Here is a 22,029-nt window from a genome sequence, read left to right as displayed (position 1 = left end):
CGGCGCATCATGAGGTTATGCCGGTCGAATCGATCAACGGACGCGGCGCATCGCGCAATCCGACCCCCACCCGTTTCAACGTGGCGGAGCGGGTCGTCGATGGCGACTGGCTCGACAGCGTCGAGCAACTCGACGGCATCGTGCCGCGTCGGACGACGGTGACGATCGAAAAACCCAAATCGATCCTCACGCGCAATTCCTCGCCCGACATCGGCTTCGACCGCTCGATCAACCCGTATCGCGGGTGCGAGCATGGCTGCATTTACTGCTTCGCTCGGCCGACCCACGCCTATCACGATTTGTCGCCCGGCGTGGATTTCGAAAGCCGGCTGTTCGTCAAACCCGAAGCGGCCAAGCTGCTTCATGCCGCGCTCTCGCGCCCGGGCTACGAGGTCGCGCCGATCGCGCTCGGCACCAATACCGACCCCTATCAGCCGATCGAGGACGAGTGGCGGGTCACGCGGTCGGTGCTTGAATTGCTGCTGGAGACGAAGCACCCGTTCACGATCACCACCAAGTCCGACCGCCTCCTTCGCGACCTCGATATTATCGCACCCGCCGCGAGGCTCGGACTCGCCTCGGTCGCCATCTCGGTGACCTCGCTCGACCCGTCCATCCACGCGACGCTCGAGCCCCGCGCTCCATCATCGCGCAAGCGACTGGCCGCGATCCGCCAACTGACCGACGCCGGCGTTCCGGCCTATGTCTCGATCTCGCCGATCATCCCGCACATCACCGACCATGAACTCGAAGCGATCGTCGAGGCGGCAGCGGAGGCTGGCGCACGCGGCGGCTTCTGCCTTCCCGTCCGCTTGCCGCACGAGGTCGCGCCGCTGTTCCGCGCCTGGCTCGACGCCCATTACCCTGACCGAACAGGCAAGGTCATGGCGACGATCCGGGCGATGCGCGGCGGCCGCGACAACGATCCCGGCTTCTTCACGCGCATGCGCGGTCAAGGCGTCTGGGGCGAATTGCTGCAGGCCCGCTTCGAAAAGGCGATGAAGCGGCATGGCCTCGGCCGCGCCAAGTTCGCGCTACGCTCCGACCTCTTCGAGGCGCCGCACGGAAATCAACTGCGATTGCTGTAGGTGACAGGCCCATGGTGACAGGCCTCGCCCCGCTGGCTAGCGTGCGCGCCATGAACCGATTCCAAGCCCTGCTGCTCGCCGCCGTCGCCACCCCCGCCTTCGCGCAAACTCCCCCCCTGCCGCCGGTCGCGGTCGACGCAAAGGTCGTCGCACTTCGCGACGCCGCGTTGAAGGATGAATACGCGTGGGACATTACCGAGGGCCTCACCACCGAAGTCGGCCCGCGGCTGGCAGGGACCGAAGCCGAAGCCCGCGCCCGCGATTGGTCGGTCCGCAAGCTCCGCGCGATGGGCTTCTCGAACGTCCGGGTCGAAACCTTCGACATGCCGGTGTGGGAACGCGGCTTCGAAAGCGCCGAGATACTTTCGCCCTTCCCCCAGAAGATGGTCGTCGCCGCACTCGGCAACAGCGCTTCGACCGGGCCGCAGGGAATTACCGGTGAAATCGTTGCTTTCGACAGCATCGACGCCTTGCGCGCCGCGCCCGACTCCGCGGTCCGGGGCAAGATCGTCTTCATCGACCATCGCATGATGCCGACGCAGGACGGCTCCAGCTACGGCCAGTTCGGCGCGCCGCGCCGCCAGGGTCCGACGCTCGCCTCTAAAAAGGGCGCGATCGGAATCGTCATCCGCTCGATCGGCACCGACCATCATCGCAATCCGCATGCGGGCGTGCAGAGCTTCGCCGACGGCGCGACGCCGATCCCCGCGGGCGCACTGACGGTTCCCGATGCCGAGCAAATGGCGCGCATCCTGAAGCGCGGTCTTCCCGTTCAGATGCGCCTGACCCTTGTCAGCCGCAATCTCGGCACCCGCCAGTCGGGCAACGTCATTGCCGAGGTCCCCGGTCGTGATCCCAGCCTTCCGCCGATCCTCGTCAGCGGCCACCTCGACAGCTGGGACCTTGGGACCGGCGCGATCGACGATGCCACCGGCGTCGCCATTTCCGCCGCCGCCGCCAAGCGGATCATGGACGCGGGCCGCCCGCTGCGCACAATCCGCATCGTCTGGTTCGGCGCCGAGGAAGTCGGCCTGTTCGGCGGCCTCGACTACCGCGCCCGCCACGGCAAGAAGCCGCACTATGCGCTGATGGAAAGCGACTTCGGCGCCGATCGCATCTGGCAGGTCAACAGCAAGCTTGGGGCCGAACGCCGTCAGGAAGCCCGCGCCATCGCCGCCGCGCTGGCGCCGCTCGGCATCAACACCGGCTCGTTCGAACAGGCCGAGGGTTCGGACATCGGCCCGATGCTCGCCGACGGCCTGCCGGGGGTTGGGCTGAGCCAGGACGGAACCCGCTACTTCGACTATCACCACACCCCCGACGACACGTTGGACAAGGTCGATCCCGTCCAGCTTCGCCAGAACGTCGCCGCATGGACCGCGGTGCTCGCCATCCTGTCTGGCGGTATCGAGGAGCCGAAGCCGCGTCGCCGGCGTTGATGCCATCAAGACACGACCAAACGGAGGAATATATGCGAATCCTGTTCACCCTGCCCCTGCTCGCGCTCGCCGCCTGCCAGGTCACCACGGACGACCAGAACGATCAGGTCAGCGTTCAGTATAACGCCGACATCGCTGAAAATGGCGTCGAGGCCGCCGCGGCCAAGGCCGAGCAGATTGGAGGCCAGATCGCCAACGACGTCGCCCAGACCGCCGACAAGGTGGAGGACAAGGTCGACAACGTCAGCATTGATGTCGATGTCGACACCGATGGCGAGCGCGCCACGGCGAACGCCAACTAGGTTAAGACATGCGTTCCGGTGGCGTCGCTTCTCGAACCGGAAGTGACGCTGCCCTTCGCGCCTCGACTTGAATGAATTGCGAAGGTCGTCGGGATTACGGGTTCCCGTCGCCGCGCTTTGTTGTTAGGCGCGTGGCGCGTCGGGGAGTGGCGCAGTCTGGTAGCGCACCTGGTTTGGGACCAGGGGGCCGTAGGTTCGAATCCTATCTCCCCGACCATTTGCATGAGCCTCCGAGCGTAGCGACCGATTGCAAAGCAATAGGGAAGCAGCGCGAAGAGACTGCGAATGCCGGCCGACCGGCGCGCAGCGACCGGATCGACGTCACGGATGTACTCCGTGACATTCTCTTCGATGCCTTGCCCCCGACATTTTGCGTCTCGAAATTAGCTCCGCTAATCTCGTGCATTGGTGGGCCCGGCAGGACTTGAACCCGCAACCAAGCCGTTATGAGCGGCCTGCTCTAACCAATTGAGCTACAGGCCCCACCTGCGATGCCGCGCGATAGCGGCGACATCGACCGGCGCGCAAGTCAGGCTTTGGGAATGCCGAGCGAAAGACCGCCGGCGTTCGTGGTGATTTTCCCGCCGGCCAGGCTCGCAAGTCCCCGCACCAGCCGAAGCGCGAAGCCAAGGCCAAGCGGCGATTGTCCGTCTTCCGAAGCGGTCGCGAAGGCGGGATCGAACAGTCGCTCGTCACTCAACCCCTGCGCCGAGACTGGAAGCGACAAATCGAGCACGCACATCCCGGCATCCTCCCGAAATGAGGCCTGGATTCGTTCCCCGGGAACGCTTGCGTCGATGACTGCACCGATCAGGCGTCGCAGCAGTCGTTCGGCCAGATCCTGCTCAAGCCGACACCGGACCCCGCGCTTCGGCGGCGAGACCCGCAGTTCGACGTCGCGACCCTTTGCGCGCCGGACCAGTTCATCGGTCAATGGCGGAAGCATGGTGTCGAGCGCGGTGGCGGCACCTGCCGATGCCCGCGAACTCCTCATCCGCGCGGCGAAGTCCAGATCCTCGATCGCACCCAGAAGGACGCGTGCCTGCGTAACGATTTCCGCGGCGCGGCTCCGATAGTTGCGATGCGCCGGGCCGAGATATTGCCCGTCGATAATTTCGGCGAACCCGATGATCGCATTTAAAGGGGTCTTGATCTCGTGGATCGTCTCGCGAAGCATGTCCGCATCGGCGCTGCCGATTGCGGAGATTGCCGACGATGGCACCTGCACCTGATCGTCCCCGTCGCGGCGGGCGATGCCACGATAGCCAATGAACCGGCCGTCGCTCGGCGAGAAGGCCGGGATCCCGCTCAGCCGCCATTCGCCGTCGAGCGCCGGCGCCGGAAAGGTCAGGGTCGCGCCGTCGAACGGAATCCGATCGGCGAAAGCACGAACGAGCAGGCGGTCGGCGCCCTCCTCCGCCGCAATGGCACGACCTATCAATGCGCCGCGCGGCGCGCCTTCGACCCAAGCGATCTGCCCCGACGCATCGCATTCCCACCGAAACAGGTTTGGCCCGGTCGGAGCAGCCGCCGGCGCGGTAGGCACCGGATCATGGCGCGGGCTCGGCTTCTCGACTTCGGGCTTCGCAAGTTCGGCAATCACTTCTGGCGCCGTAACCACCGTCTCTTCGGGTGCGGGCGGGCGGAGCGTGTCGATGAAGGCAGCAACCTCGTTCGATGAGTCCCGCCGAAGCATGGCCCACTCGGTGTCGTCGAGATGCGCGGAGGCAATCAGCGGCGCCGCCACCGACATCGGCTCCTTGACGAACAGCCGCAACAGGGCGGCCGGTACCGGTCGCCCGGCAATGCTCCGGGCTGTCGCCGCACGGACCGAAGGATCGACGGCACCCATTTCGCTCCGCACCATGGTCAGCGCGGCCTCCGACAAGGCGGGATCCAGATGGTCGTGCGGACGCGACAGCAGGTGGACCAGCTGGCGCCAACGTACCGCCCGGTCGCGGTCGTCCGCGACCGACTGGGTCATTACCGTCTTGAGGCGGTCGTCAAATCTCAATCGATTTCCCGGGCTTCGGAGTGAGGTGTTCGCATCTAAATGCATTAACTCGCCAAATTAACAGAAACCCATTGTTAACTGTCCGATTTTGGGACAAAAAAAGGGCGCCGGACCAATCGTTCCGACGCCCCCAAATTCACTTCGCGGCGATTAAGCCTGCGTCGCCATATAGGCCATCCACAGCTTCGCGACTTCGCCCTGCTGACCCGTCACGGCCGAGAAAGCCGCGTTGGCACCAGCCTTGTCCCCCGACCGCGCCAACGCCATGCCGAGGCGCAGGTTGGCGATGTTCTTGTCGACGCCGCTCTTGGTCAGCGCGGCACGGTAAAGCGTCGCCGCCTCGGCAAAGTCCCCATAGCCGTAATAGGCGTCGGCGGTGTTCAGCACCGGCTTGGCAGCCGCACCGGCGACGGCCGACTTGGCCGACGCCGCGAGCGAGGCGCGGTCGCCCTGCGACTTGGTCGTCGCTTCCTTGTACAAAGCCGCGAAGGATGCGTTCGACTTGCTGATCTTGTTGGCGGCGAAGCCCTGCTCCAGGACCGCCTTCGCCTCTCCGGGATAGCCCTTCACCACCAGCTTCTGGGCGAAGTTGAAATGGTCGGCATCACCTTCGATTGCGCCGGCGGTGTGCATCAACCGCATGATGTCGAGGGTCGCCTCTTCGCCGAAGTTGCCCGATTGCTGGGTCAGCTTGATGGTGTCGCGCCACGCCGTGGCCGACGGATAGGCACTTGCCCATTCGCGCGCCAGCGAAGGCGTCGTCGGAAGCTTGCCCTCATAGGACAGCGCGACCGCACGCTTGTACCAATTCTCTTCGGCCTTCTGGCCAGCCGCCTTCCGCGCGGCGATCGCCTTCTGGATCAGCGCGACCGCCTCGGCCTTGCGGCCCTGCCCGTTGCGCGCTTCGGCCAGGAGCACCGTCGCCTGGATGTCGTTCGGAGCCAGCGCCGTCACCTTTTCATAGGCGCTCGCAGCTCCCGCATAATCCTTCGCTTCGTAAAGCTGCGCACCGACATCGGTGTACAGATTGGTGATCTGCGCGGGTGTCGCCACGCCCGAGGCGGAGACGGCCTCTAGCGCGCGCATCATGCCGGCCGAATTCTTGGCGTCGGCCGCCGCCTTAAGCTCGAGCCGCGCAATGACGTAGCGATCTTCCTTGGTCTTCGCCTTGGCCTGCGCCGCCGCGAGCTTGGCGGGGATGGTGGCGACGTCCTTGGCCTCGACCGCGGTCTTCAGCGCGATGACTTCGGCCTGGGCGTCCTTGCTGATCGAATATTGCGGGGCTGCGGGCGCCGCGGCGGCGGGCGGCTGCTGGGCCAGCGCCGGTGAAGCGGTCAGCGCGAGACTTGCGAACAACAGGCCAAGCGCAGTGGAAGTCGACGTCATGCTGGTCTCCTGGTTCGCCGTCCGGATCGTTCGATCTCGATCGGCGACGTGGGGGTATTTCGTTGCGGGCCAACCCCATAGCGGCAGGTCCCGAAGTGGAAAAGGCGCGATGACGAGCAAACGCTGAACCGTGTTTGAACCGCCTTTGACGGACGCCGCGCCCCCCGCTAGCGCGGCCGCGTGATCATCCTCCTTTCGCCCGCCAAGACGCTCGACTTCGAATCGTCCTATCCCGAAACCCCGACCCGTCCCCCGTTCGCGGCCGACGCAAGCCGCCTCGCGCGCGCTGCCGCGGACATCGGGCCGAAGGGCTTGGGCGAGCTCATGCACATCTCCGACGATCTCGCGCTCCTCAATCATCAGCGGTTCAAGCGATTCGGACGCTCCAAGCCGATCGAGCGCCCCGCGATGCGCGCCTTCGCCGGCGACGTCTACCGCGGCTTCGACGCCACCAGCGCCGACGCCGACACGATCGACTATGCGCAGGATCATTTGCGCATTCTTTCAGGCCTTTACGGGATGCTCCGTCCACGCGATGCGATCCGCCCGTATCGCCTGGAGATGGGCACACGCTGGTCGCCCGAGGGCGGCAAGCTGGTCGATCATTGGGGCGACCGCGTCGCCAAGCGGCTCGCTTCCGACCTCCGCCGCGACGGCTCGAACGTGCTGATCAACCTCGCCAGCAACGAGTATTTCGCGGTGGTAAAGGACCAACTTCCCAAGCGCGTCCGCATCATCGCCCCCGACTTTCGCAACCGCACCGCCAAGGGCCTTCAGTTCCAGAGCTTCCCGGCCAAGGTCGCCCGCGGGACGATGGCGCGCTGGTTGTGCGAGGAGCGGATCGAAAACGCCGACGCCCTGCCCGACTTCGACCGCGACGGCTGGCGCTTCGACACCGACGGCTCGACCCCCGACCGTCCGCTGTTCGTCAAGGGCTGAAGCCCGCCAATCCCTCGTGCGCGTACACGCGTAAGCGTGCGCGCGGGGTGGCGTTCGCCCTCCCGTTGGGCTAGCAGGAGGAAGGGGGAAGCCGGCGGCAGCGCCGGCCCGGTTCCGTCCCCCGCAAAACGACCATTTCTCGACAGGATTTCCCTTGGCGACCCAGCCTCCTTCCGACCAGACCATGCCCCCCGCCGGCGGCGATATCGCTCCCATCTCCATCGTCGAGGAGATGAAGACCAGCTACCTCGATTACGCCATGTCGGTGATCGTCAGTCGCGCGCTGCCGGACGTGCGCGACGGGTTGAAGCCGGTCCACCGCCGCATCCTCTATTCGGCCAGCGAGAACGGGTTCTATTACAACCGTCCCTACCGCAAATCGGCGCGCATCGTCGGTGACGTCATCGGTAAATATCACCCGCATGGCGACACCGCGATTTACGACGCGCTCGCCCGGATGACCCAGGACTGGTCGATGCGGCTCCCGCTGATCGACGGCCAGGGCAACTTCGGTTCGATGGATCCCGATCCCCCCGCGGCGATGCGCTACACCGAGGCGCGGCTTGCCAAGGCGGCGGGCTTCCTGCTCGACGACCTCGACAAGGACACCGTCACTTTCCAGCCCAACTACGACGCGTCGGAGCGCGAGCCGCAGGTCCTTCCCGCGCGCTTCCCCAATTTGCTCGTCAACGGCGCGGGCGGGATCGCGGTCGGCATGGCGACCAACATTCCGCCGCACAACCTTGGCGAAGTCATCGCCGCCTGCCGCGCCTACGTCGCCGATCCGACGATCAGCAGCGAGGGCCTGATGGAATATGTGAAGGGCCCCGACTTCCCGACCGCTCCGCTGATCCTCGGCACCGCGGGAATTCGCGCCGCCTACACCACCGGTCGCGGCTCGATCCTGATGCGCAGCCGTGCGGTGGTCGAAACCGGCCGCGGCGACCGACAGTCGATCGTCCTCACCGCCATCCCCTTCCAGGTCGGCAAGAACGGCCTGGTCGAAAAGATCGCCGAAGCCGCCAAGGACAAGCGCATCGAGGGTGTCAGCGACATCCGCGACGAATCGAACCGCGAAGGCGTGCGCATCGTTATCGAGCTGAAGCGCGACGCGACCCCCGAGGTCGTGCTCAATCAGCTGTGGCGCCACACCCCGGCACAATCGTCCTTCCCGGCCAACATGCTCGCGATCCGCGGCGGCCGGCCCGAGACGCTGAGCCTTCGCGACATCATCGAAAGCTTCGTCAAGTTCCGCGAAGAAGTGATTACCCGCCGCTCGAAGCACGAGCTGCTGAAAGCACGTGAGCGGGCGCACATCTTGCTCGGCCTGGTCGTCGCGGTCACCAACCTCGATGAGGTCGTTCGCCTGATCCGCGGCTCGGCGAGCCCCGCCGAAGCGCGTGAGAAACTGCTCAACCGCGACTGGCCGATCGGCGACATCCGCGAATACATCGCGCTGGTCGAGGCGGTCGAACCGCAGGCCGGTGGCGACACCTATCGCCTGTCCGAAGCACAGGTGAAGGCGATCCTCGAGCTTCGCCTCCACCGCCTCACCGCGCTCGGCCGCGACGAGATCGGCGGCGAGCTGGCGGAGCTTGCCAAGACCATTGCCGAATTGCTTGAGATTCTTGGCAATCGCGCGCGGCTTTACGAAGTCATGCTCGAGGAGTTCGACGTCGTCGACGCCGAATTCTCGACCCCGCGCATGGCCGAGATCACCGCCGCCTTCGATGGCCTCGACGACGAGGACCTGATCGAACGTGAGGACATGGTCATCACCGTGACCATGACCGGCTACATCAAGCGCACCCCGCTCGCGCTGTTCCGCGAACAGAAGCGCGGCGGCAAGGGCCGCTCGGGCATGAATACCAAGGACGAGGACGTCGTCACCGAATTGTTCGTCACCTCGACGCACAATCCGGTGCTGTTCTTCTCCAATCTCGGCCGCGTCTATCGCAAGAAGGTGTGGCGCCTTCCCGAGGGCGGACCAACTGCGCGTGGCCGCCCGATGATCAACCTGCTCCCGCTGGCCGAGGGCGAGGTCATCACCACCGTCCTTCCGCTTCCGCAGGATGAGGCGGAGTGGGACAATCTCCACATCATGTTCGCCACCTGCAAGGGCACGGTGCGGCGCAACTCGATGGGCGCCTTCACCAACATCCCGACCGCGGGCAAGATCGCGATGAAGTTTGGCGAGGACGAGGAAGGCGACGCCGACGACCGGCTGATCGCGGTCAAGCTCCTCACCGAGGAGGACGACGTCCTGCTTGCCACGAAGAATGGCAAGGCGATCCGCTTCCTGTCGACCGATGTCCGCGAATTCCAGTCGCGTTCGTCGACCGGCGTTCGCGGTGTCCGCCTGCTCGGCGACGACCAGGTCATCTCGATGTCGATCCTGCGCCGCGTCGGCACCAACCAGGAAGAACGCGAGGCGTATCTCCGCAGTCCCAAATGGCGCGACAATGCGTCCGCCGAGGGCCTGTCCGAGGAACGCTATGCCGAGATTGCGGAAAAGGAGCAGTTCCTCCTTACCGTCACGGAAAACGGCTTCGGCAAGCGCAGCTCGACCTACGAATATCGCCGCACCAATCGCGGTGGTCAGGGCATCACCAACATCGTGACGTCGGATCGCAACGGCGGCGTGGTCGCCAGCTTCCCGGTGAAGCCGGGCGAGCAGCTGATGCTCGTCACCGACCAGGGCAAGGTCATCCGCACGACGGTCGGCAGCATCCGCATCGCCGGGCGCAACACGCAGGGGGTGACGATCTTCAAGGTCGGCTCGAACGAAAAGGTCGTCAGCGTCGCGCGCATCGACGAGAGCGAAGAGGATGAGATCGACCTCGATGTCAGCGGCGAGCTCGCCCCGGACGACGGCGCGACAGTCGGAAGCGATCTCGCGGCAGGCCCCGACGACGGCGAATAAGGGACGGAACGTGGGCGGTCGCCCTCGCGTTGGCTAGTCAATCGTCAATGTGAAGGAGACCTCCATGCCGCTCGTCAACAACGCCCTCGTCCTCGTGACCGATGGTCGAAAGACCCTGTTCTTCCGGAACGAAGGCGATGTGAACCAGATCGACCTGCGTACCGAGGCGCATGACGAGCGTGAAGACGCGAGCGATGGCGAAATGAAGACCGATGCGCCGGGCTCGGTCCAGTCGTCGGTCGGCAGCGGCCGCTCCAGCTATGAGGAAACCGACTTCCACCAGCTCGAAGAAGATCGCTGGGCCAAGAGCACGGCGGAAGAAGTGAACAAGCGCGCGCTGTCGAACGACTTCGAGGCGCTCGCGATCGTCGCCCCGCCGCGCACTCTCGGTGAGCTTCGCAAGAAGCTGCACAAGGAGGCCGAGCGCCGCGTCGTGTGCGAGATTCCCAAGGAAATGACCGGCCACACGATCGCCGACATCGAAAAGCTGATCGTCAATCACACCAAGGCGGAACAGCCCGCCGACGTCTAAGCGAACAGATGCTCCACGTCCCAGTCGGGTGCCGCCGATCGCCACAAGAGCGACCGGTGGCATCCGGCGGGATCGCGTTCGAAACATAGCAGCGCGCTCGGCTTGTCTGCCGCCAATTCCTTCATCTGCTCGGCCGCCACCATCGCTTCGGGCAGTTCGAGCTGGCGGGCATAGATCCGCTTGAGATCCTCGTGGCGACCCTTCCGCGCTGCCTCGCGCCCTTCGGCGGGCGTTCCCAGCGCCTTGAGGTGCACGTAATCGATCCCCTCCTCCGCCAAGGCATTCTTCAGCGGGGTCTTCGAAAAACCCGGTCGCCGCGACAGCGGCAGCGCACGCACGTCGATCACACGCTCGACGCCGGCCGACTTCAGCGCCGCGATAAAGTCGGGCTGCGTCGCCGCTTCATATCCGATCGTGAAGAGCTTCATCGGTCGGCGTAGCAAACGGCTTCGATGTTCGCTCCGTCGGGATCGAGCAGGAAGGCGGCATAATAGTTTGGCCCGTAATGCGGACGCAGGCCGGGCGCGCCATTGTCGCGGCCGCCAGCCTTCAGTCCCGCGGCGTGGAAGGCGTCGACTTGGTCGCGGCGCTCGACCTTAAAGGCGACGTGCGTGCCCTCGCCCGGTCGCTCGTTGTCGGCGATCCAGAAGATCTTTTCGTCACCTGCGCCATAGCCCAGCGCGGTCCCGCCGCTTTCGGTCTGGTCCGGCATCGCTTCCATGTTCACCTTCATGTCGAGCGCGCCAAGCGCCGCATCGTAGAATCTCCGCGATGCGCCGATATCGCGGACGGCGATTCCCATATGGTCGATCATGCTTTGCGGCTTCTTCCCATTGCGACTAGGAAACGCCGCCATGACGCATCAGGTTCACATCATTGGCGGCGGGCTCGCCGGTTCCGAGGCCGCGTGGCAGCTTGCCGAGGCAGGCATTCGCGTTCGCTTGAGCGAGATGCGCGGCGGGGGCGACACCACGCCTGCGCACGACAGCGACCGGCTTGCCGAGATGGTCTGTTCGAACAGCTTCCGCTCGGATGATGCCGAAAACAACGCCGTCGGCCTGCTTCACCAGGAAATGCGCGCGTTGGATTCGCTCGTGATGTCCGCCGCCGATCTTCACAAGGTTCCGGCGGGTTCGGCGCTCGCGGTCGACCGTGAAGGCTTCGCCGGCGAAGTCACGCGCCGCATCGAAGCTCATCCGAATATCGAGGTCGTGCGGGAGCGAGTCGATACTCTCCCGACCGACGGCCTCGCGATCATCGCCACCGGCCCCCTGACCGCACCGGGTCTGGCTTCGTCGATCGCCGGAGTAACCGGCGCCGATGCCCTCGCCTTCTTCGATGCGATCGCGCCCATCGTCCACCGCGACAGCATCGACATGGACACCTGCTGGATGGCCGCGCGCTGGGACAAGGGCGGCAAGGACTACATCAACTGCCCAATGACGAAGGAGCAATATGGCGCCTTTGTCGCGGCGCTGAACGAGGGCAAGAAAACCGAATTCAAGGAGTGGGAAAAGGACACGCCCTACTTCGAAGGCTGCATGCCGATCGAGGTGATGGCCGAACGCGGCGTCGAGACGCTTCGCTATGGCCCGATGAAGGGCGTCGGCCTCGACAATCCGCACACCGCGACGCCCGAGCACCCCAATGGTCGCTGGCCCTATGCCTGCGTCCAGCTTCGGCAGGACAATGCGCTCGGCACGCTGTGGAACATGGTCGGCTTCCAGACCAAGCTGAAGCACGCCGAACAGGTGCGGATCTTCCGGACCATTCCCGGCTTGGAAAATGCCGAGTTCGCGCGGTTGGGCGGAATCCACCGCAACAGCTTCATTCGCTCGCCCGAACTGCTCGACCGCGAGCTTCGCCTCAAGGCACAGCCTAACATTCGCTTCGCTGGCCAGATCACCGGCTGCGAAGGCTATGTCGAAAGCGCCGCGATCGGCTTGCTTGCGGCGCGTTTCGCCGCCGCCGAGATCGCCGGCGCGGCACTCGCTCCGCCGCCGCCCGAGACCGCGCTCGGCGCGCTTCTGGGCCACATCACTGGCGGCGCCGATGCCGAAACCTATCAGCCGATGAACATCAACTTCGGGCTGATGCCGCCGCTGACTGGTCCAAAGAGCAAGAAAGCCGACCGCAAGAAGCTCTACACTGATCGGGCGCGCGAGGCGCTTGCCGAGTGGGTCGAGCCGCAGCTGGAGAAGGCCGAAGCCTAACTACACGCGCAGGCCGGCTTGGCCTTCCGCTTCGGCGCCGTGGTCGCATATTCGGCCGGGGTCAGCCATTTGCTCTTGTCGTCGTCGGCCTCGGCAAACTTGTCGATCGTCTTGACCGCCCACTCCTCGATGCTGAGCTTCCCGTCGGAATTGAGGTCGAGCTTCGCGTAGGCCTTGCGCCGTGGCTCAACCAGTTCGGCCAGCGTGATGCGGCCGTTGTCGTCCTTGTCGGCGCGGGCGAAGCGCTTTTCTTCCCTGCTCTTGGGATCGGCGCTCGGCGCCTCCGGAATCGGCGACAGGAAGGTGGGCGCCGTAGTCGGCATGGCAGCTAGACGCGGCGCCGGCGGCGGTGCCGTGAACTGGGCGGAGCCTTGCGCTCGTCCCTGCCACAGCAGGAAGGCGCCGGTCATCAGTAGGAAACAGGAAGCAACACCGGCAAGGAAACGAGTCATCGGCCCCTCCAACATTGGGGGCGATCCGGCTTACACTTGTTAGGTCCGGTGCGGCGGCAGATCAATCCGCTTCAGCCGATCGTCCCGAATAATCGGTGCGACAGCAGCGCTGCGGCGCGGCCGGGCGTCGCCTCGGGTTCGACGTCGCGGCCGTTGCGAAGATCGCGAAGTCCCAATCGGGCCAGCGCCGTCAGCGGCCGCAGCTTCGTCGGGTACCGTGCGCTGATGACGTCATGGGCCGCCGGAATCGGCAGAATCCCCCGCCGTGTCGCATCGCCCAGCGCGAATATTCCGCCTGCTTCGGCAAGATCGGGATCGTCGCAGCCGAGCAACTTCGCTCCGACTGCGAAAAGCCGCTCGCCGCGCACGCGGATCGCCCGCGGATCGGGCATCTCCTCGAATGCCGCCGCCCAGCCTTCCTCGATACTGCCGAGCATCTTTCCGCTGATCCCGCGCGGCAGCAGTTCGTCGGCGACCGCCTTTAATCTCGGCTCGGGCGGAGGCGGCGACGTGTCGAGCCGCTCGAGCGCCTCGCGCCACCATGCCAAGCGGATCGCGCCTAGCGCCGGCTGCGTCGACGTCATGACGACGTCGGCCATCGCATCGTCGATGCCCATCAGCGCATCGAACGCGGGCCGCAACTCGACCGGCCAATAATGCCGGACCAGGTCGAGATCCCGCATCGGCTCAGCGATAGAGGACCGCCTTCGCCGCCGCGACGACGTCGTCCGCCTTGACCAGCGCCAGCTTTTCGAGGTTGGCGGCATAGGGCAGCGGCACGTCCTTGTCGGTCACGCGCATCACCGGCGCGTCGAGGTCGTCGAAGCCTTCTTCCATGCAGATCGCGATGATCTCGCTCGCGATCGAGCAGGTCGGCCAGCCTTCCTCGACCACCACCACGCGGTTGGTCTTCTTCAGGCTCGTCAGCACTGCCTGCTTGTCGAGCGGGCGCAGCGTGCGCAGGTCGATGACCTCGGCCTCGATCCCCTCGCCCGCCAGCTTGTCGGCGGCTTCCAGGCTGACCCCGACCCCGATCGAATAGCTGACCAGCGTGACGTCCTTGCCCTCGCGCATGATCCGCGCCTTGCCGATCGGCAGCACGAAATCGTCGAGCACCGGCACGTCGAAGCTCTGTCCGTAGAGCAGCTCGTTCTCAAGGAAGACGACCGGATCGTCGCTGCGGATCGCTGCCTTCAGTAGACCCTTGGCATCGGCACTGTCATACGGCGCAATCACCACCAGTCCCGGAACGCTCGCATACCACGGCCCGTAATTCTGGCTGTGCTGAGCGCCGACCCGGCTGGCCGCGCCGTTGGGACCGCGAAACACGATCGGGCAGCGCATCTGACCGCCCGACATGTAATTGGTCTTCGCAGCCGAATTGATGATGTGGTCGATCGCCTGCATCGCGAAATTGAAGGTCATGAATTCGATGACCGGCTTCAACCCGCCCATCGCTGCGCCCGAACCAAGGCCAGCGAAGCCATATTCGGTGATCGGCGTATCGATCACCCGGCGCGGCCCGAATTCGTCGAGCAGTCCCTGCGTCACCTTGTACGCGCCCTGATACTGCGCGACTTCCTCGCCCATCACGAACACGCGGTCGTCTGCGCGCATTTCCTCGGCCATGGCATCGCGGAGCGCTTCGCGAACGCTCGTCGCCCGCATCTCGGTGCCTTCGGGCACTTCGGGGTCGCGCGTTTCGGGCTGGTGATGCGCCGCTTCGAACAACTGCCGCGCGCCGGTCTCGACCTGCTTCGGCTCGGGCGCCTCGCTCTCGGCCACCTTCTGCTCGACCGCAGGGGCCGGAGCCGCCGCTGGCTCAGCCGCCTCATCACCCTCACCACCCATCATCGCGATGACGGTGCCGACTTTAACCCCGTCGGAGCCTTCCGGGACGAGGATCTTCGAGATCGTGCCCTCGTCGACCGCCTCGAACTCCATCGTCGCCTTGTCGGTCTCGATTTCGGCCAGGATATCGCCCGACGACACGGTGTCGCCTTCCTTCACCAGCCACTTGGCGAGCGTGCCTTCTTCCATCGTCGGCGACAGCGCCGGCATCTTCAGTTCGACGCCCATCAGTAATTCTCCACCAGCACGTCGGTGTACAATTCGCCCGCTTCGGGCTCGGGAGCTTCTTCAGCGAACTTGGCGGAAGCGACCACGATGTCCTTGATTTCCTTGTCGATCGCCTTCAGCTCGTCGGCCGATACGCCCATCGATTCCAGTTCCTTGGCGGCGTGGTCGATCGGATCCTTGCCCTCGCGGAAGCTCTGCACTTCCTCGCGCGAGCGATACTTGGCCGGATCGCTCATCGAGTGCCCGCGATAACGATACGTCTTCAGCTCGAGGATGATCGGCCCCTTGCCCGCCTGCGTCCACGCCATCGCTTCCTCGGCCGCGCCGCGCACCGCGAGCACGTCCATCCCGTCGACCTGCAGGCCCGGAATCTGGAAGCTTTCGCCGCGCTTGTAGAAATCGGGCTCCGACGCCGACCGCTCGACGCTCGTGCCCATCGCATATTGGTTATTCTCGATCGCGTAGATCACCGGCAGGTCCCACAGCTTCGCCATGTTGAAGCTTTCGTAGACCTGGCCCTGGTTCGCCGCGCCGTCGCCGAAATAGGCAAGGCAGGTGCCGCCATCCTTGGCATATTGGTGCTTGAACGCGAGCCCGGTGCCGAGCGAGACCTGCGCGCCGACGATGCCGTGCCCGCCGTAGAAGCCATGCTCGACGCTGAACATGTGCATCGAACCGCCCTTGCCCTTGGAAATCCCTGCCGCGCGGCCGGTGAGTTCGGCCATGATGACGTTGGGATCGATGCCATAGGCGAGCATGTGGCCATGGTCGCGATAGCCAGTGATGACGCTGTCGCGCCCGACCTTCATCGCGCTCTGCAGCCCGACCGCGACCGCTTCCTGACCGATGTAGAGGTGGCAGAAGCCGCCGATCAGCCCCAGCCCGTACAGCTGCCCCGCCCGCTCCTCGAAGCGCCGGATAAGTAGCATCTGCTTGTAGAAGTCGAGCAGCTCGTCCTTCGACGCCTGATAGCGGGTCGGCTCGGCCGGGCGTTCGCGGTTGGGCGGCGGTGCCGACGCTTCGGTCACGGCCTTCTTGGCGGTTCGAGCCACATCACTCTCCACATGTCATCGTGTCACGCGCCCTATAGGGTTGCCGTTACGGCAAAGGCAACCGACCGAACGCCGGATCGAACGGTGGCGGCGGCGCGCGCCTATTCGAGCGGAAGGATGACCTCGTCGGGGCGAACGAGGCCAAGGTCGCGGCGGACCAGTTCGTCGGCCATGTCGGGATCGGCCTTGCGCGGATCGAGCAACGCCGAGCGATGGCGAAGCCGATCGCGCTCGGCCTCCAGGCTCGCCAGCTCGACCTGACGCTTGCCAAGGTCCTGCGAATAGCCGCGCCAGGCAAACAGTCCGTTGGGCCCAGCAATCGCATGGCCGGCAAAGGTCCCGACGATGACAAGCGCCACCGCGGGCCACATCGCGCGGCGGATCAATCCGATGCTTTTGGTGCCGTTGGCCATATCGTTACAAGAATCAGAAAGACGCCATGAAGGCAAGCGCTTTATCTCGCGATTCCCGGAATTTTTCCGGGTGGTTAGCCGGCGTTGTAGCGACGAAGCGCGTCGATCCCCGGATAACGCGCGGACGCACCCAATTCTTCCTCGATCCGAAGCAGCTGATTGTACTTGGCGGTACGGTCGCTTCGCGCCAGGCTTCCGGTCTTGATCTGCCCGCAGCCGAGCGCGACCGCGAGGTCGGCGATGGTCGAATCCTCGGTCTCGCCCGAACGGTGACTCATTACCGCGGTATAGCCCGACGATTGTGCCAGCCGCACGGCCGCGATCGTCTCCGACAACGTCCCGATCTGGTTGACCTTGATCAGAATCGAATTGGCGATGCCGTCCTCGATCCCCTGCGCGAGGCGCGCTTCGTTGGTCACGAACAGGTCGTCCCCGACCAGCTGCACCCGGTCGCCGATCAGGTCGGTCAGCGCTTTCCACCCGACCATGTCGTCTTCGCTCATCCCGTCCTCGATCGAGGCGATCGGATATTCGTCGGCCAGCTCGGCCAGATAACCCGCCATTTCCTCGGGGTTTAGCGTTCGTCCCTCACCCGCCATGACATAATCGCCGCCACGGAAGAATTCAGTGGCGGCGCAGTCGAGCGCCAGCAACACGTCGCTTCCCGGGACATATCCCGCCGCCTCGGTCGCCTCGCAGATCAGGTCGAGCGCGGCGCGCGGCGACCCGATGTTCGGCGCGAAGCCGCCTTCGTCCCCGACCGAGGTCGACAGCCCCTGCTTGTGAAGCGCCGACTTCAGCGCGTGGAAAATCTCGGAGCCGCAGCGCAGCGCTTCGGAAAAATCGTCGGCGCCGACCGGCATCACCATAAATTCCTGGAAATCGATCGGATTGTCGGCATGCGCGCCGCCGTTCAGGATGTTCATCATCGGCACCGGCAGCAGATGCGCTCCGACCCCGCCGACATAGCGATACAGCGGCAATCCGCGCGCCTCGGCCGCGGCCCGTGCCACCGCCAGGCTGAAGCCCAGAATTGCGTTCGCGCCCAGCTTGCTCTTGTTGTCGGTCCCGTCGAGGTCGATCATCGTCATGTCGATGTCGCCCTGGTCTTCGGCCTCGAAGCCGATGATCGCGTCGGCGATCGGCCCATTAACCGCCTGCACCGCATCCTCGACGCCCTTGCCGCCCCAGCGGCTCTTGTCGCCATCGCGCTTCTCGACCGCTTCGTGCGCGCCGGTCGAGGCGCCCGAAGGCACCGCGGCGCGGCCGAGCGACCCGTCGTCCAGCGTCACGTCGACTTCCACCGTCGGATTGCCGCGGCTGTCGAGGATCTGGCGGGCGTGAATGTCGACGATCGCGGTCATGGTGGCGGTCCTTCAAGCAAATTCGATGAAGCGGCGGCCGCAATCGGTCGGCGCTGCTGACGCCCCTATACGGCGCGGCGACAAGGGTGCAACTTTGCATGGAGCCGGAACGACCCACCGGCTGCCGTGTTGAGTGAGCAAAGGAGAATGAGCGATGGCGAACACCAACGAACTTCCCGAGGGCACCGACAGCATCGTCGCGGGCGCCTCGACCACCGAACGTGAGGAGCAACTGATCGTGCGCGAACCCACCAACACCAACAGCACGCGCAGCAAGGCCGTCGAGTCGCTGCGCAGCGGAACCGACAAATTGTCTGGCCAGGCCGCCGACAAGGCACGCGGCTTCGTCGGCCAGGGCCTCGAACGCTCGTCGGAAGCGCTTGCCAATGTCTCGCGCATGGTCGGCGATACCGCCGCCGGGATCGATGAGCGCCTTGGCGCAGAATATGGCGATTACGCCCGCAAGGCCGCGACCGCGATCGACGACGTCGCCAACAAGCTGGCGACGAAGAACGCCGACGAACTGATCGAGGATACGCGCGACTTCGTCCGCAAAAGCCCGGGCGTTGCGCTGGCTGGCGCGGCCGTGCTTGGCTTCGCACTGGTTCGGCTGGTCAAGTCCGGTCTCGACCAGGACAAGAACAAGCAAGGCTAGAACATGGACAGCGGGGGCATTGATCAGGACGACCGCTCGGTCGGCGAACTCTTCTCGACACTCGTCGACCAGGGCAAGGCCTACGCCCGTGCCGAGGTCGGCTACGTCAAGGCGAGCGCGGAGGCTAAGGCGGATCGGATCAAGGCCCCCGCGGGCCTGCTGGCGGCGGCGCTGCTTTGCGTCGTCGCCGGGACCGTCGTGCTCTTCATGACGATTGCGCTCGGACTTGCGACCCTCATCGGCCCCGTCGCCGGCGGCGCCGTCGCGACGTTGCTTGCCTTCGGCCTCGCTGGCCTGCTGGCCCTCATCGCCCGCAACAAGCTGGCGGCCGGCAAATGAACGACACGCCGAAAATGATCGCCGCTCGGATCGAGGCGGAGCGCGCGAAGGCGGAGATGGTCGAGACCGTCCAGCTGCTGCAGCAGCGTCTCGCCCCAAAGACACTCGCCACGGAGGCGTGGGAAAAGGCCAAGAACAAGGGCGCTGATCTCGCGGAAGAGGCGGTCGATGCGGTGCGTAGCCGCCCGGCCGCGGCTGGCGGCGTCGTCGCTGCGCTCGCACTCCTGCTCGCGCGCAAGCCGATCAAGGACGCAGCGGTCCATTTCTACGACGCCATGACGTCAAAGGATGAACCCAACGAGCCGTCGCCCGCGTTGAACGACACGAACACCCAACCAACATCGACCCGGCCGCGTCCGCGCTCCCCCTCGCGACGCAAGCCAAAAACGGAGAAGGCAACATGACCGCCAATCAGACCAACCGCACCGACACGAAGGCTGGCTCGGCCAAGCCGGCGACGATCCGCGATCGGACCGAAGATCTGATCGACGGCGCCCGCGAGCGCGCGATCGACGCCTATGATTCGGCGCGAAGCTCGGCTTCGGCCGCCAAGGCCAAGACCAAGGAAGGCATCGGCGAGGCACCGCTTCTCGCACTGGGCGGCGGGCTTGCGCTCGGCGCGCTCATCGCCGCTTTTCTTCCCAAGACCCGCGCCGAAGACAAATTGCTCGGCAATGTCGGCGGCCGCATCAGCGACACCGCTCGCGCTGCAGTCGATGCCGCCAAGGAAGCCGGAAAAGGAAAGCTTGAAGAACTCAACCTGACCAAGGACGCGGGCAGCGATGCCATCCAGTCGATCCTCAAGGGCATCGGCGAAGCCGCCAAGACCTCGGGCCAGGCCGCACTCGGCACCGTGCGCAAGACCGACTGACGTTACGAAAATGGCCGGTTCGCAAATGCGTCGATTGATGCTAGCGGGCCGGCCATGAGCAAGCTTCATCTGGTATTCGGCGGTCGGGTCAAGGATCCCCAGGGTCTCGATTTCGTCGATCTCAACGCGGTCGATCTCGTCGGCCTGTTCGACAATTACGCCGACGCCGAAGAGGCTTGGCGCTCCTCGGCCCAGCGAACCGTCGATGACGCCGAAATGAAATATGTCGTCGTGCATCTCCACCGGCTGCTCGAACCGGAAACGCCCCCTACCGCCTAGCGCCTGCTCGATCGCCTCGCCGAAATCGCCAGCGCACCGACGACGCAAGCGCTGAACAGCGCACCTTCGAGCGCGGCGGTCGTGGCCAGGCTGATCGGTCCGAACCCGGCCTCGCCGAACAGGCGGCCGATCGACCCCAGTTGCAGCCGCGATTGCGGGAATTCGCTGGCGAGCGCGGCCAGGCTACCACCCATGATCCGCCCGCCGAGCGCGGTGATCGCCAGCCCCATTGCCGCGCCGATCGCCCCCGACAGCACGATCGCGCGCCGCGCCGATTGCGACGCAATTTCTGAAGCGGCAAGCATGGCACCAAGACCCACGCCCCAGCCAAGCAGCGCGCCTTCGGTCGCCCCGGCAAAATCGGCTGGCGCGGTCCCGAACAGCAAGCGAAAGGCGTCGAGCCCGATCAGCTTGGTGATTGCGCCGACCAGCAATCCGCCGGCCGCGCCGCCGACCATCAACCAGGGACCGGGCCGCTCGACCCATCGGCGGGCAAGCGCGATCCCGCCACTCACCCCCGCCGCACCGATCGCTGCAAGCAGAATGGTCAGCAAGGTCAGCACGACGATCGACGAGCTTGCCCCGACCCCCGGCTCGACCGCTGCCGACGCGCCGTAGAACAGTCCACCGACCGCGCCCGCGATCGCTCCACCGAGCGTCCCCGCCGCTGTCAGTCGCGCCGTCTCGCCCCAGCCCTGCCGGCCGACCGCAGGAGGAGCCGAAAGGATTTCGCCCTTGTCCCACTCCACCGGTGCGATGAATCGATAGCCGTGCTTGGGCACCGTTTCGATGAACGATGGGGCGGAGGCATTGTCGCCGAGCAGTCGCCGCAACGACTTGATACACTGCGTCAGCGCCTCGTCGGTGACCGGGATTCCGCGCCACACCTCGGCCATAAAGCGGTCCTTGGCGACCAGGCGCCCCTGCTCGCGAAGCAGCAGGATCAGCGCGTCGAGGTAGCGGGCGTTGAGATCGATCGGCGCGCCATCGTCGGTCAGTCGGCGATCGGCGGGATCGAGCGTGAACCGGCCGAAGCGGAACCGCTCGCGGCTCATGCTTTGCGGTAACGCCACAGCAGCAGCGGCCGGTGGAGCGCGAGGCCCGCGACGAAGCCGCCGATATGCGCCGGGATCGCCAGCAGCATCCCCTGCCCGCCCGCCAGCGCGCCGGTCATCAGCTGGATCACCACCCAGGCCGCGAGCAGCCAGGCGATGTGTATCCAGCGATTGAGTCGCACATTCTGGGTGAATGGCTTCGGGGTGCCGAAGAAGATGGCATAGAGGCCGAACAGCGCGCTGATCGCGCCGCTCGCGCCGATCACCGGGATGTTGCTCGCGGGATCGACGAAATATTGCGCCGTAGCCGCCGCGACCGCGCCCGCGACATAGGCCGCGACCAACCCACCGGTGCCGACCACTCGTTCGACCTGCGGGCCGACGATCATCAGCATCAACATGTTGATGCCCAGGTGCAGCCAACCGCCGTGAACGACGGTCGAGGTGAAGGGCGTCAGCAGCGCCGGAACTCCCGGAAGCTCGATCAGCCCCGACAGTCGCGCCGGGATGAACCCCAGCAGCATGATGAAATAATCAAGCCCGCCGACCATCGCCATTGCCGACACGGCGACGGTGATGATCGCGATAATTCCGGTCCCGCTGCGCCAGCGGCTCGGCGTCGTCGCCGGACCGC

General features: G+C 65.5%; 24 protein-coding genes and 2 tRNA genes. 13 read left to right on the top strand and 13 right to left on the bottom strand.

Features of this window, described 5'->3' with window-relative positions:
- The first annotated feature begins 17 nt into the window (after positions 1–17).
- The 4 genes from SH584_RS01210 to SH584_RS01195 all read left to right on the top strand — a co-directional run bounded on the left by SH584_RS01210 (position 18) and on the right by SH584_RS01195 (position 3,046).
- Entirely contained in the window at positions 18–1,088 is a 1,071-nt protein-coding gene (locus tag SH584_RS01210) for a PA0069 family radical SAM protein (RefSeq protein ID WP_324807918.1), read from the top strand.
- A gap of 50 nt (positions 1,089–1,138) precedes the next feature.
- Entirely contained in the window at positions 1,139–2,527 is a 1,389-nt protein-coding gene (locus SH584_RS01205) for a M28 family peptidase (RefSeq protein ID WP_324807916.1), read from the top strand.
- Between the two features lie 32 nt (positions 2,528–2,559).
- Entirely contained in the window at positions 2,560–2,829 is a 270-nt protein-coding gene (locus SH584_RS01200; protein WP_322840573.1) for a hypothetical protein, read from the top strand.
- Between the two features lie 140 nt (positions 2,830–2,969).
- Positions 2,970–3,046 (top strand) — tRNA-Pro (locus SH584_RS01195).
- Positions 3,047–3,235: 189 nt separating this feature from the next.
- Here the strand turns inward: SH584_RS01195 and SH584_RS01190 are convergent.
- From SH584_RS01190 to SH584_RS01180, 3 genes are all read right to left on the bottom strand, one after another.
- A tRNA-Ile gene (locus tag SH584_RS01190) sits at positions 3,236–3,312 on the bottom strand.
- A gap of 46 nt (positions 3,313–3,358) precedes the next feature.
- Positions 3,359–4,843, bottom strand: a complete 1,485-nt coding sequence (locus tag SH584_RS01185) for a sensor histidine kinase (RefSeq protein ID WP_324807912.1) — start codon at positions 4,841–4,843, stop codon at positions 3,359–3,361.
- Positions 4,844–4,993: 150 nt separating this feature from the next.
- Positions 4,994–6,229: a tetratricopeptide repeat protein gene (locus tag SH584_RS01180; protein WP_324807909.1), complete on the bottom strand. Its 1,236-nt coding sequence runs from the start codon at positions 6,227–6,229 to the stop codon at positions 4,994–4,996.
- 180 nt (positions 6,230–6,409) lie between these two features.
- Here SH584_RS01180 and SH584_RS01175 point away from each other — a divergent pair, with 180 nt between their 5' ends.
- The 3 genes from SH584_RS01175 to SH584_RS01165 all read left to right on the top strand — a co-directional run bounded on the left by SH584_RS01175 (position 6,410) and on the right by SH584_RS01165 (position 10,623).
- Positions 6,410–7,168, top strand: a complete 759-nt coding sequence (locus tag SH584_RS01175; RefSeq protein WP_324807907.1) for a YaaA family protein — start codon at positions 6,410–6,412, stop codon at positions 7,166–7,168.
- 184 nt (positions 7,169–7,352) lie between these two features.
- Complete coding sequence (gene gyrA, locus SH584_RS01170; protein WP_322841358.1) at positions 7,353–10,091, top strand: DNA gyrase subunit A; 2,739 nt, start codon at positions 7,353–7,355, stop codon at positions 10,089–10,091.
- Between the two features lie 64 nt (positions 10,092–10,155).
- A complete protein-coding gene (locus tag SH584_RS01165) occupies positions 10,156–10,623 on the top strand; it encodes a host attachment family protein (protein WP_324807905.1) in 468 nt (155 codons plus the stop codon).
- Here the strand turns inward: SH584_RS01165 and SH584_RS01160 are convergent.
- Together SH584_RS01160 and SH584_RS01155 are read right to left on the bottom strand one after the other, a co-directional pair.
- Positions 10,620–11,051 (bottom strand): DUF488 domain-containing protein, encoded by a 432-nt coding sequence (locus SH584_RS01160; RefSeq protein ID WP_324807903.1) that lies wholly within the window; start codon positions 11,049–11,051, stop codon positions 10,620–10,622. The two genes, SH584_RS01165 and SH584_RS01160, sit on opposite strands and share 4 nt — an antisense overlap.
- Positions 11,048–11,437 (bottom strand): VOC family protein, encoded by a 390-nt coding sequence (locus SH584_RS01155; protein ID WP_324807901.1) that lies wholly within the window; start codon positions 11,435–11,437, stop codon positions 11,048–11,050. Before SH584_RS01155 ends, SH584_RS01160 begins: the two co-directional genes overlap by 4 nt.
- A 40-nt stretch (positions 11,438–11,477) precedes the next feature.
- Here SH584_RS01155 and trmFO point away from each other — a divergent pair, with 40 nt between their 5' ends.
- Positions 11,478–12,836 carry a methylenetetrahydrofolate--tRNA-(uracil(54)-C(5))-methyltransferase (FADH(2)-oxidizing) TrmFO gene (gene trmFO, locus SH584_RS01150; RefSeq protein ID WP_324807899.1) on the top strand — a complete coding sequence of 453 codons (1,359 nt, stop codon included), beginning with the start codon at positions 11,478–11,480 and terminating at the stop codon, positions 12,834–12,836.
- Here the strand turns inward: trmFO and SH584_RS01145 are convergent.
- The 6 genes from SH584_RS01145 to eno form a co-directional block, all read right to left on the bottom strand.
- Entirely contained in the window at positions 12,833–13,246 is a 414-nt protein-coding gene (locus tag SH584_RS01145) for an EF-hand domain-containing protein (RefSeq protein WP_324807897.1), read from the bottom strand. The two genes, trmFO and SH584_RS01145, sit on opposite strands and share 4 nt — an antisense overlap.
- Before the next feature lie 113 nt (positions 13,247–13,359).
- Positions 13,360–13,971 carry a hypothetical protein gene (locus SH584_RS01140; RefSeq protein ID WP_324807895.1) on the bottom strand — a complete coding sequence of 204 codons (612 nt, stop codon included), beginning with the start codon at positions 13,969–13,971 and terminating at the stop codon, positions 13,360–13,362.
- A 4-nt stretch (positions 13,972–13,975) separates the two neighbouring features.
- Positions 13,976–15,367: a pyruvate dehydrogenase complex E1 component subunit beta gene (locus SH584_RS01135; protein ID WP_324807893.1), complete on the bottom strand. Its 1,392-nt coding sequence runs from the start codon at positions 15,365–15,367 to the stop codon at positions 13,976–13,978.
- A complete protein-coding gene (pdhA, locus tag SH584_RS01130; RefSeq protein ID WP_324807892.1) occupies positions 15,367–16,419 on the bottom strand; it encodes a pyruvate dehydrogenase (acetyl-transferring) E1 component subunit alpha in 1,053 nt (350 codons plus the stop codon). Before pdhA ends, SH584_RS01135 begins: the two co-directional genes overlap by 1 nt.
- A 101-nt stretch (positions 16,420–16,520) precedes the next feature.
- Positions 16,521–16,832: an FtsB family cell division protein gene (locus tag SH584_RS01125; RefSeq protein WP_324807890.1), complete on the bottom strand. Its 312-nt coding sequence runs from the start codon at positions 16,830–16,832 to the stop codon at positions 16,521–16,523.
- Positions 16,833–16,906: 74 nt separating this feature from the next.
- The gene (gene eno / locus SH584_RS01120) at positions 16,907–18,196 is read right to left on the bottom strand and encodes a phosphopyruvate hydratase (RefSeq protein WP_324807888.1); all 1,290 of its coding nucleotides are present in this window, start codon (positions 18,194–18,196) and stop codon (positions 16,907–16,909) included.
- Between the two features lie 154 nt (positions 18,197–18,350).
- On the opposite strand from eno, the gene SH584_RS01115 reads away from it, so the two are divergent.
- The 5 genes from SH584_RS01115 to SH584_RS01095 are packed head-to-tail and all read left to right on the top strand — an operon-like array spanning position 18,351 to position 20,340.
- Entirely contained in the window at positions 18,351–18,851 is a 501-nt protein-coding gene (locus SH584_RS01115; RefSeq protein ID WP_324807887.1) for a hypothetical protein, read from the top strand.
- Between the two features lie 3 nt (positions 18,852–18,854).
- Positions 18,855–19,190 (top strand): phage holin family protein, encoded by a 336-nt coding sequence (locus SH584_RS01110; RefSeq protein WP_324807885.1) that lies wholly within the window; start codon positions 18,855–18,857, stop codon positions 19,188–19,190.
- Positions 19,187–19,594, top strand: a complete 408-nt coding sequence (locus tag SH584_RS01105) for a DUF3618 domain-containing protein (RefSeq protein WP_324807883.1) — start codon at positions 19,187–19,189, stop codon at positions 19,592–19,594. The genes SH584_RS01110 and SH584_RS01105 overlap by 4 nt, the downstream gene beginning before the upstream one ends.
- Positions 19,591–20,061 (top strand): hypothetical protein, encoded by a 471-nt coding sequence (locus tag SH584_RS01100; RefSeq protein ID WP_324807882.1) that lies wholly within the window; start codon positions 19,591–19,593, stop codon positions 20,059–20,061. The genes SH584_RS01105 and SH584_RS01100 overlap by 4 nt, the downstream gene beginning before the upstream one ends.
- 54 nt (positions 20,062–20,115) lie before the next feature.
- Positions 20,116–20,340 (top strand): DUF4170 domain-containing protein, encoded by a 225-nt coding sequence (locus SH584_RS01095; protein WP_324807880.1) that lies wholly within the window; start codon positions 20,116–20,118, stop codon positions 20,338–20,340.
- Here SH584_RS01095 and SH584_RS01090 read toward each other — a convergent pair.
- Both SH584_RS01090 and SH584_RS01085 read right to left on the bottom strand, forming a co-directional pair.
- Positions 20,337–21,395, bottom strand: a complete 1,059-nt coding sequence (locus SH584_RS01090; RefSeq protein WP_324807878.1) for a winged helix-turn-helix domain-containing protein — start codon at positions 21,393–21,395, stop codon at positions 20,337–20,339. The genes SH584_RS01095 and SH584_RS01090 overlap by 4 nt on opposite strands.
- On the bottom strand, positions 21,392–21,946 hold the full coding sequence (locus SH584_RS01085) for a rhomboid family intramembrane serine protease (RefSeq protein ID WP_324807877.1): 555 nt from the start codon (positions 21,944–21,946) through the stop codon (positions 21,392–21,394). Before SH584_RS01085 ends, SH584_RS01090 begins: the two co-directional genes overlap by 4 nt.
- Positions 21,947–22,029 lie beyond the last annotated feature (83 nt).

This window comes from Sphingomonas sp. LY29, from assembly GCF_035593985.1.
Lineage (GTDB): Bacteria > Pseudomonadota > Alphaproteobacteria > Sphingomonadales > Sphingomonadaceae > Sphingomicrobium.
This window is presented reverse-complemented; position numbering and strand designations above follow the sequence as displayed.

What these genes read in the sequence shown, in the direction of transcription:
- SH584_RS01210 (WP_324807918.1), top strand. Translation starts at nt 18, where the DNA reads ATGCCGGTCGAATCGATCAACGGACGCGGCGCATCGCGCAATCCGACC.
- SH584_RS01205 (WP_324807916.1), top strand. Translation starts at nt 1,139, where the DNA reads ATGAACCGATTCCAAGCCCTGCTGCTCGCCGCCGTCGCCACCCCCGCC.
- SH584_RS01200 (WP_322840573.1), top strand. Translation starts at nt 2,560, where the DNA reads ATGCGAATCCTGTTCACCCTGCCCCTGCTCGCGCTCGCCGCCTGCCAG.
- SH584_RS01180 (WP_324807909.1), bottom strand. Translation starts at nt 6,229, where the DNA reads ATGACGTCGACTTCCACTGCGCTTGGCCTGTTGTTCGCAAGTCTCGCG.
- gyrA (WP_322841358.1), top strand. Translation starts at nt 7,353, where the DNA reads ATGCCCCCCGCCGGCGGCGATATCGCTCCCATCTCCATCGTCGAGGAG.
- SH584_RS01165 (WP_324807905.1), top strand. Translation starts at nt 10,156, where the DNA reads ATGCCGCTCGTCAACAACGCCCTCGTCCTCGTGACCGATGGTCGAAAG.
- SH584_RS01160 (WP_324807903.1), bottom strand. Translation starts at nt 11,051, where the DNA reads ATGAAGCTCTTCACGATCGGATATGAAGCGGCGACGCAGCCCGACTTT.
- SH584_RS01155 (WP_324807901.1), bottom strand. Translation starts at nt 11,437, where the DNA reads ATGATCGACCATATGGGAATCGCCGTCCGCGATATCGGCGCATCGCGG.
- trmFO (WP_324807899.1), top strand. Translation starts at nt 11,478, where the DNA reads ATGACGCATCAGGTTCACATCATTGGCGGCGGGCTCGCCGGTTCCGAG.
- SH584_RS01145 (WP_324807897.1), bottom strand. Translation starts at nt 13,246, where the DNA reads ATGACCGGCGCCTTCCTGCTGTGGCAGGGACGAGCGCAAGGCTCCGCC.
- SH584_RS01140 (WP_324807895.1), bottom strand. Translation starts at nt 13,971, where the DNA reads ATGCGGGATCTCGACCTGGTCCGGCATTATTGGCCGGTCGAGTTGCGG.
- SH584_RS01135 (WP_324807893.1), bottom strand. Translation starts at nt 15,367, where the DNA reads ATGGGCGTCGAACTGAAGATGCCGGCGCTGTCGCCGACGATGGAAGAA.
- SH584_RS01125 (WP_324807890.1), bottom strand. Translation starts at nt 16,832, where the DNA reads ATGGCCAACGGCACCAAAAGCATCGGATTGATCCGCCGCGCGATGTGG.
- eno (WP_324807888.1), bottom strand. Translation starts at nt 18,196, where the DNA reads ATGACCGCGATCGTCGACATTCACGCCCGCCAGATCCTCGACAGCCGC.
- SH584_RS01115 (WP_324807887.1), top strand. Translation starts at nt 18,351, where the DNA reads ATGGCGAACACCAACGAACTTCCCGAGGGCACCGACAGCATCGTCGCG.
- SH584_RS01110 (WP_324807885.1), top strand. Translation starts at nt 18,855, where the DNA reads ATGGACAGCGGGGGCATTGATCAGGACGACCGCTCGGTCGGCGAACTC.
- SH584_RS01105 (WP_324807883.1), top strand. Translation starts at nt 19,187, where the DNA reads ATGAACGACACGCCGAAAATGATCGCCGCTCGGATCGAGGCGGAGCGC.
- SH584_RS01100 (WP_324807882.1), top strand. Translation starts at nt 19,591, where the DNA reads ATGACCGCCAATCAGACCAACCGCACCGACACGAAGGCTGGCTCGGCC.
- SH584_RS01095 (WP_324807880.1), top strand. Translation starts at nt 20,116, where the DNA reads ATGAGCAAGCTTCATCTGGTATTCGGCGGTCGGGTCAAGGATCCCCAG.
- SH584_RS01090 (WP_324807878.1), bottom strand. Translation starts at nt 21,395, where the DNA reads ATGAGCCGCGAGCGGTTCCGCTTCGGCCGGTTCACGCTCGATCCCGCC.
- SH584_RS01085 (WP_324807877.1), bottom strand. Translation starts at nt 21,946, where the DNA reads ATGGTCGGCGGGCTTGATTATTTCATCATGCTGCTGGGGTTCATCCCG.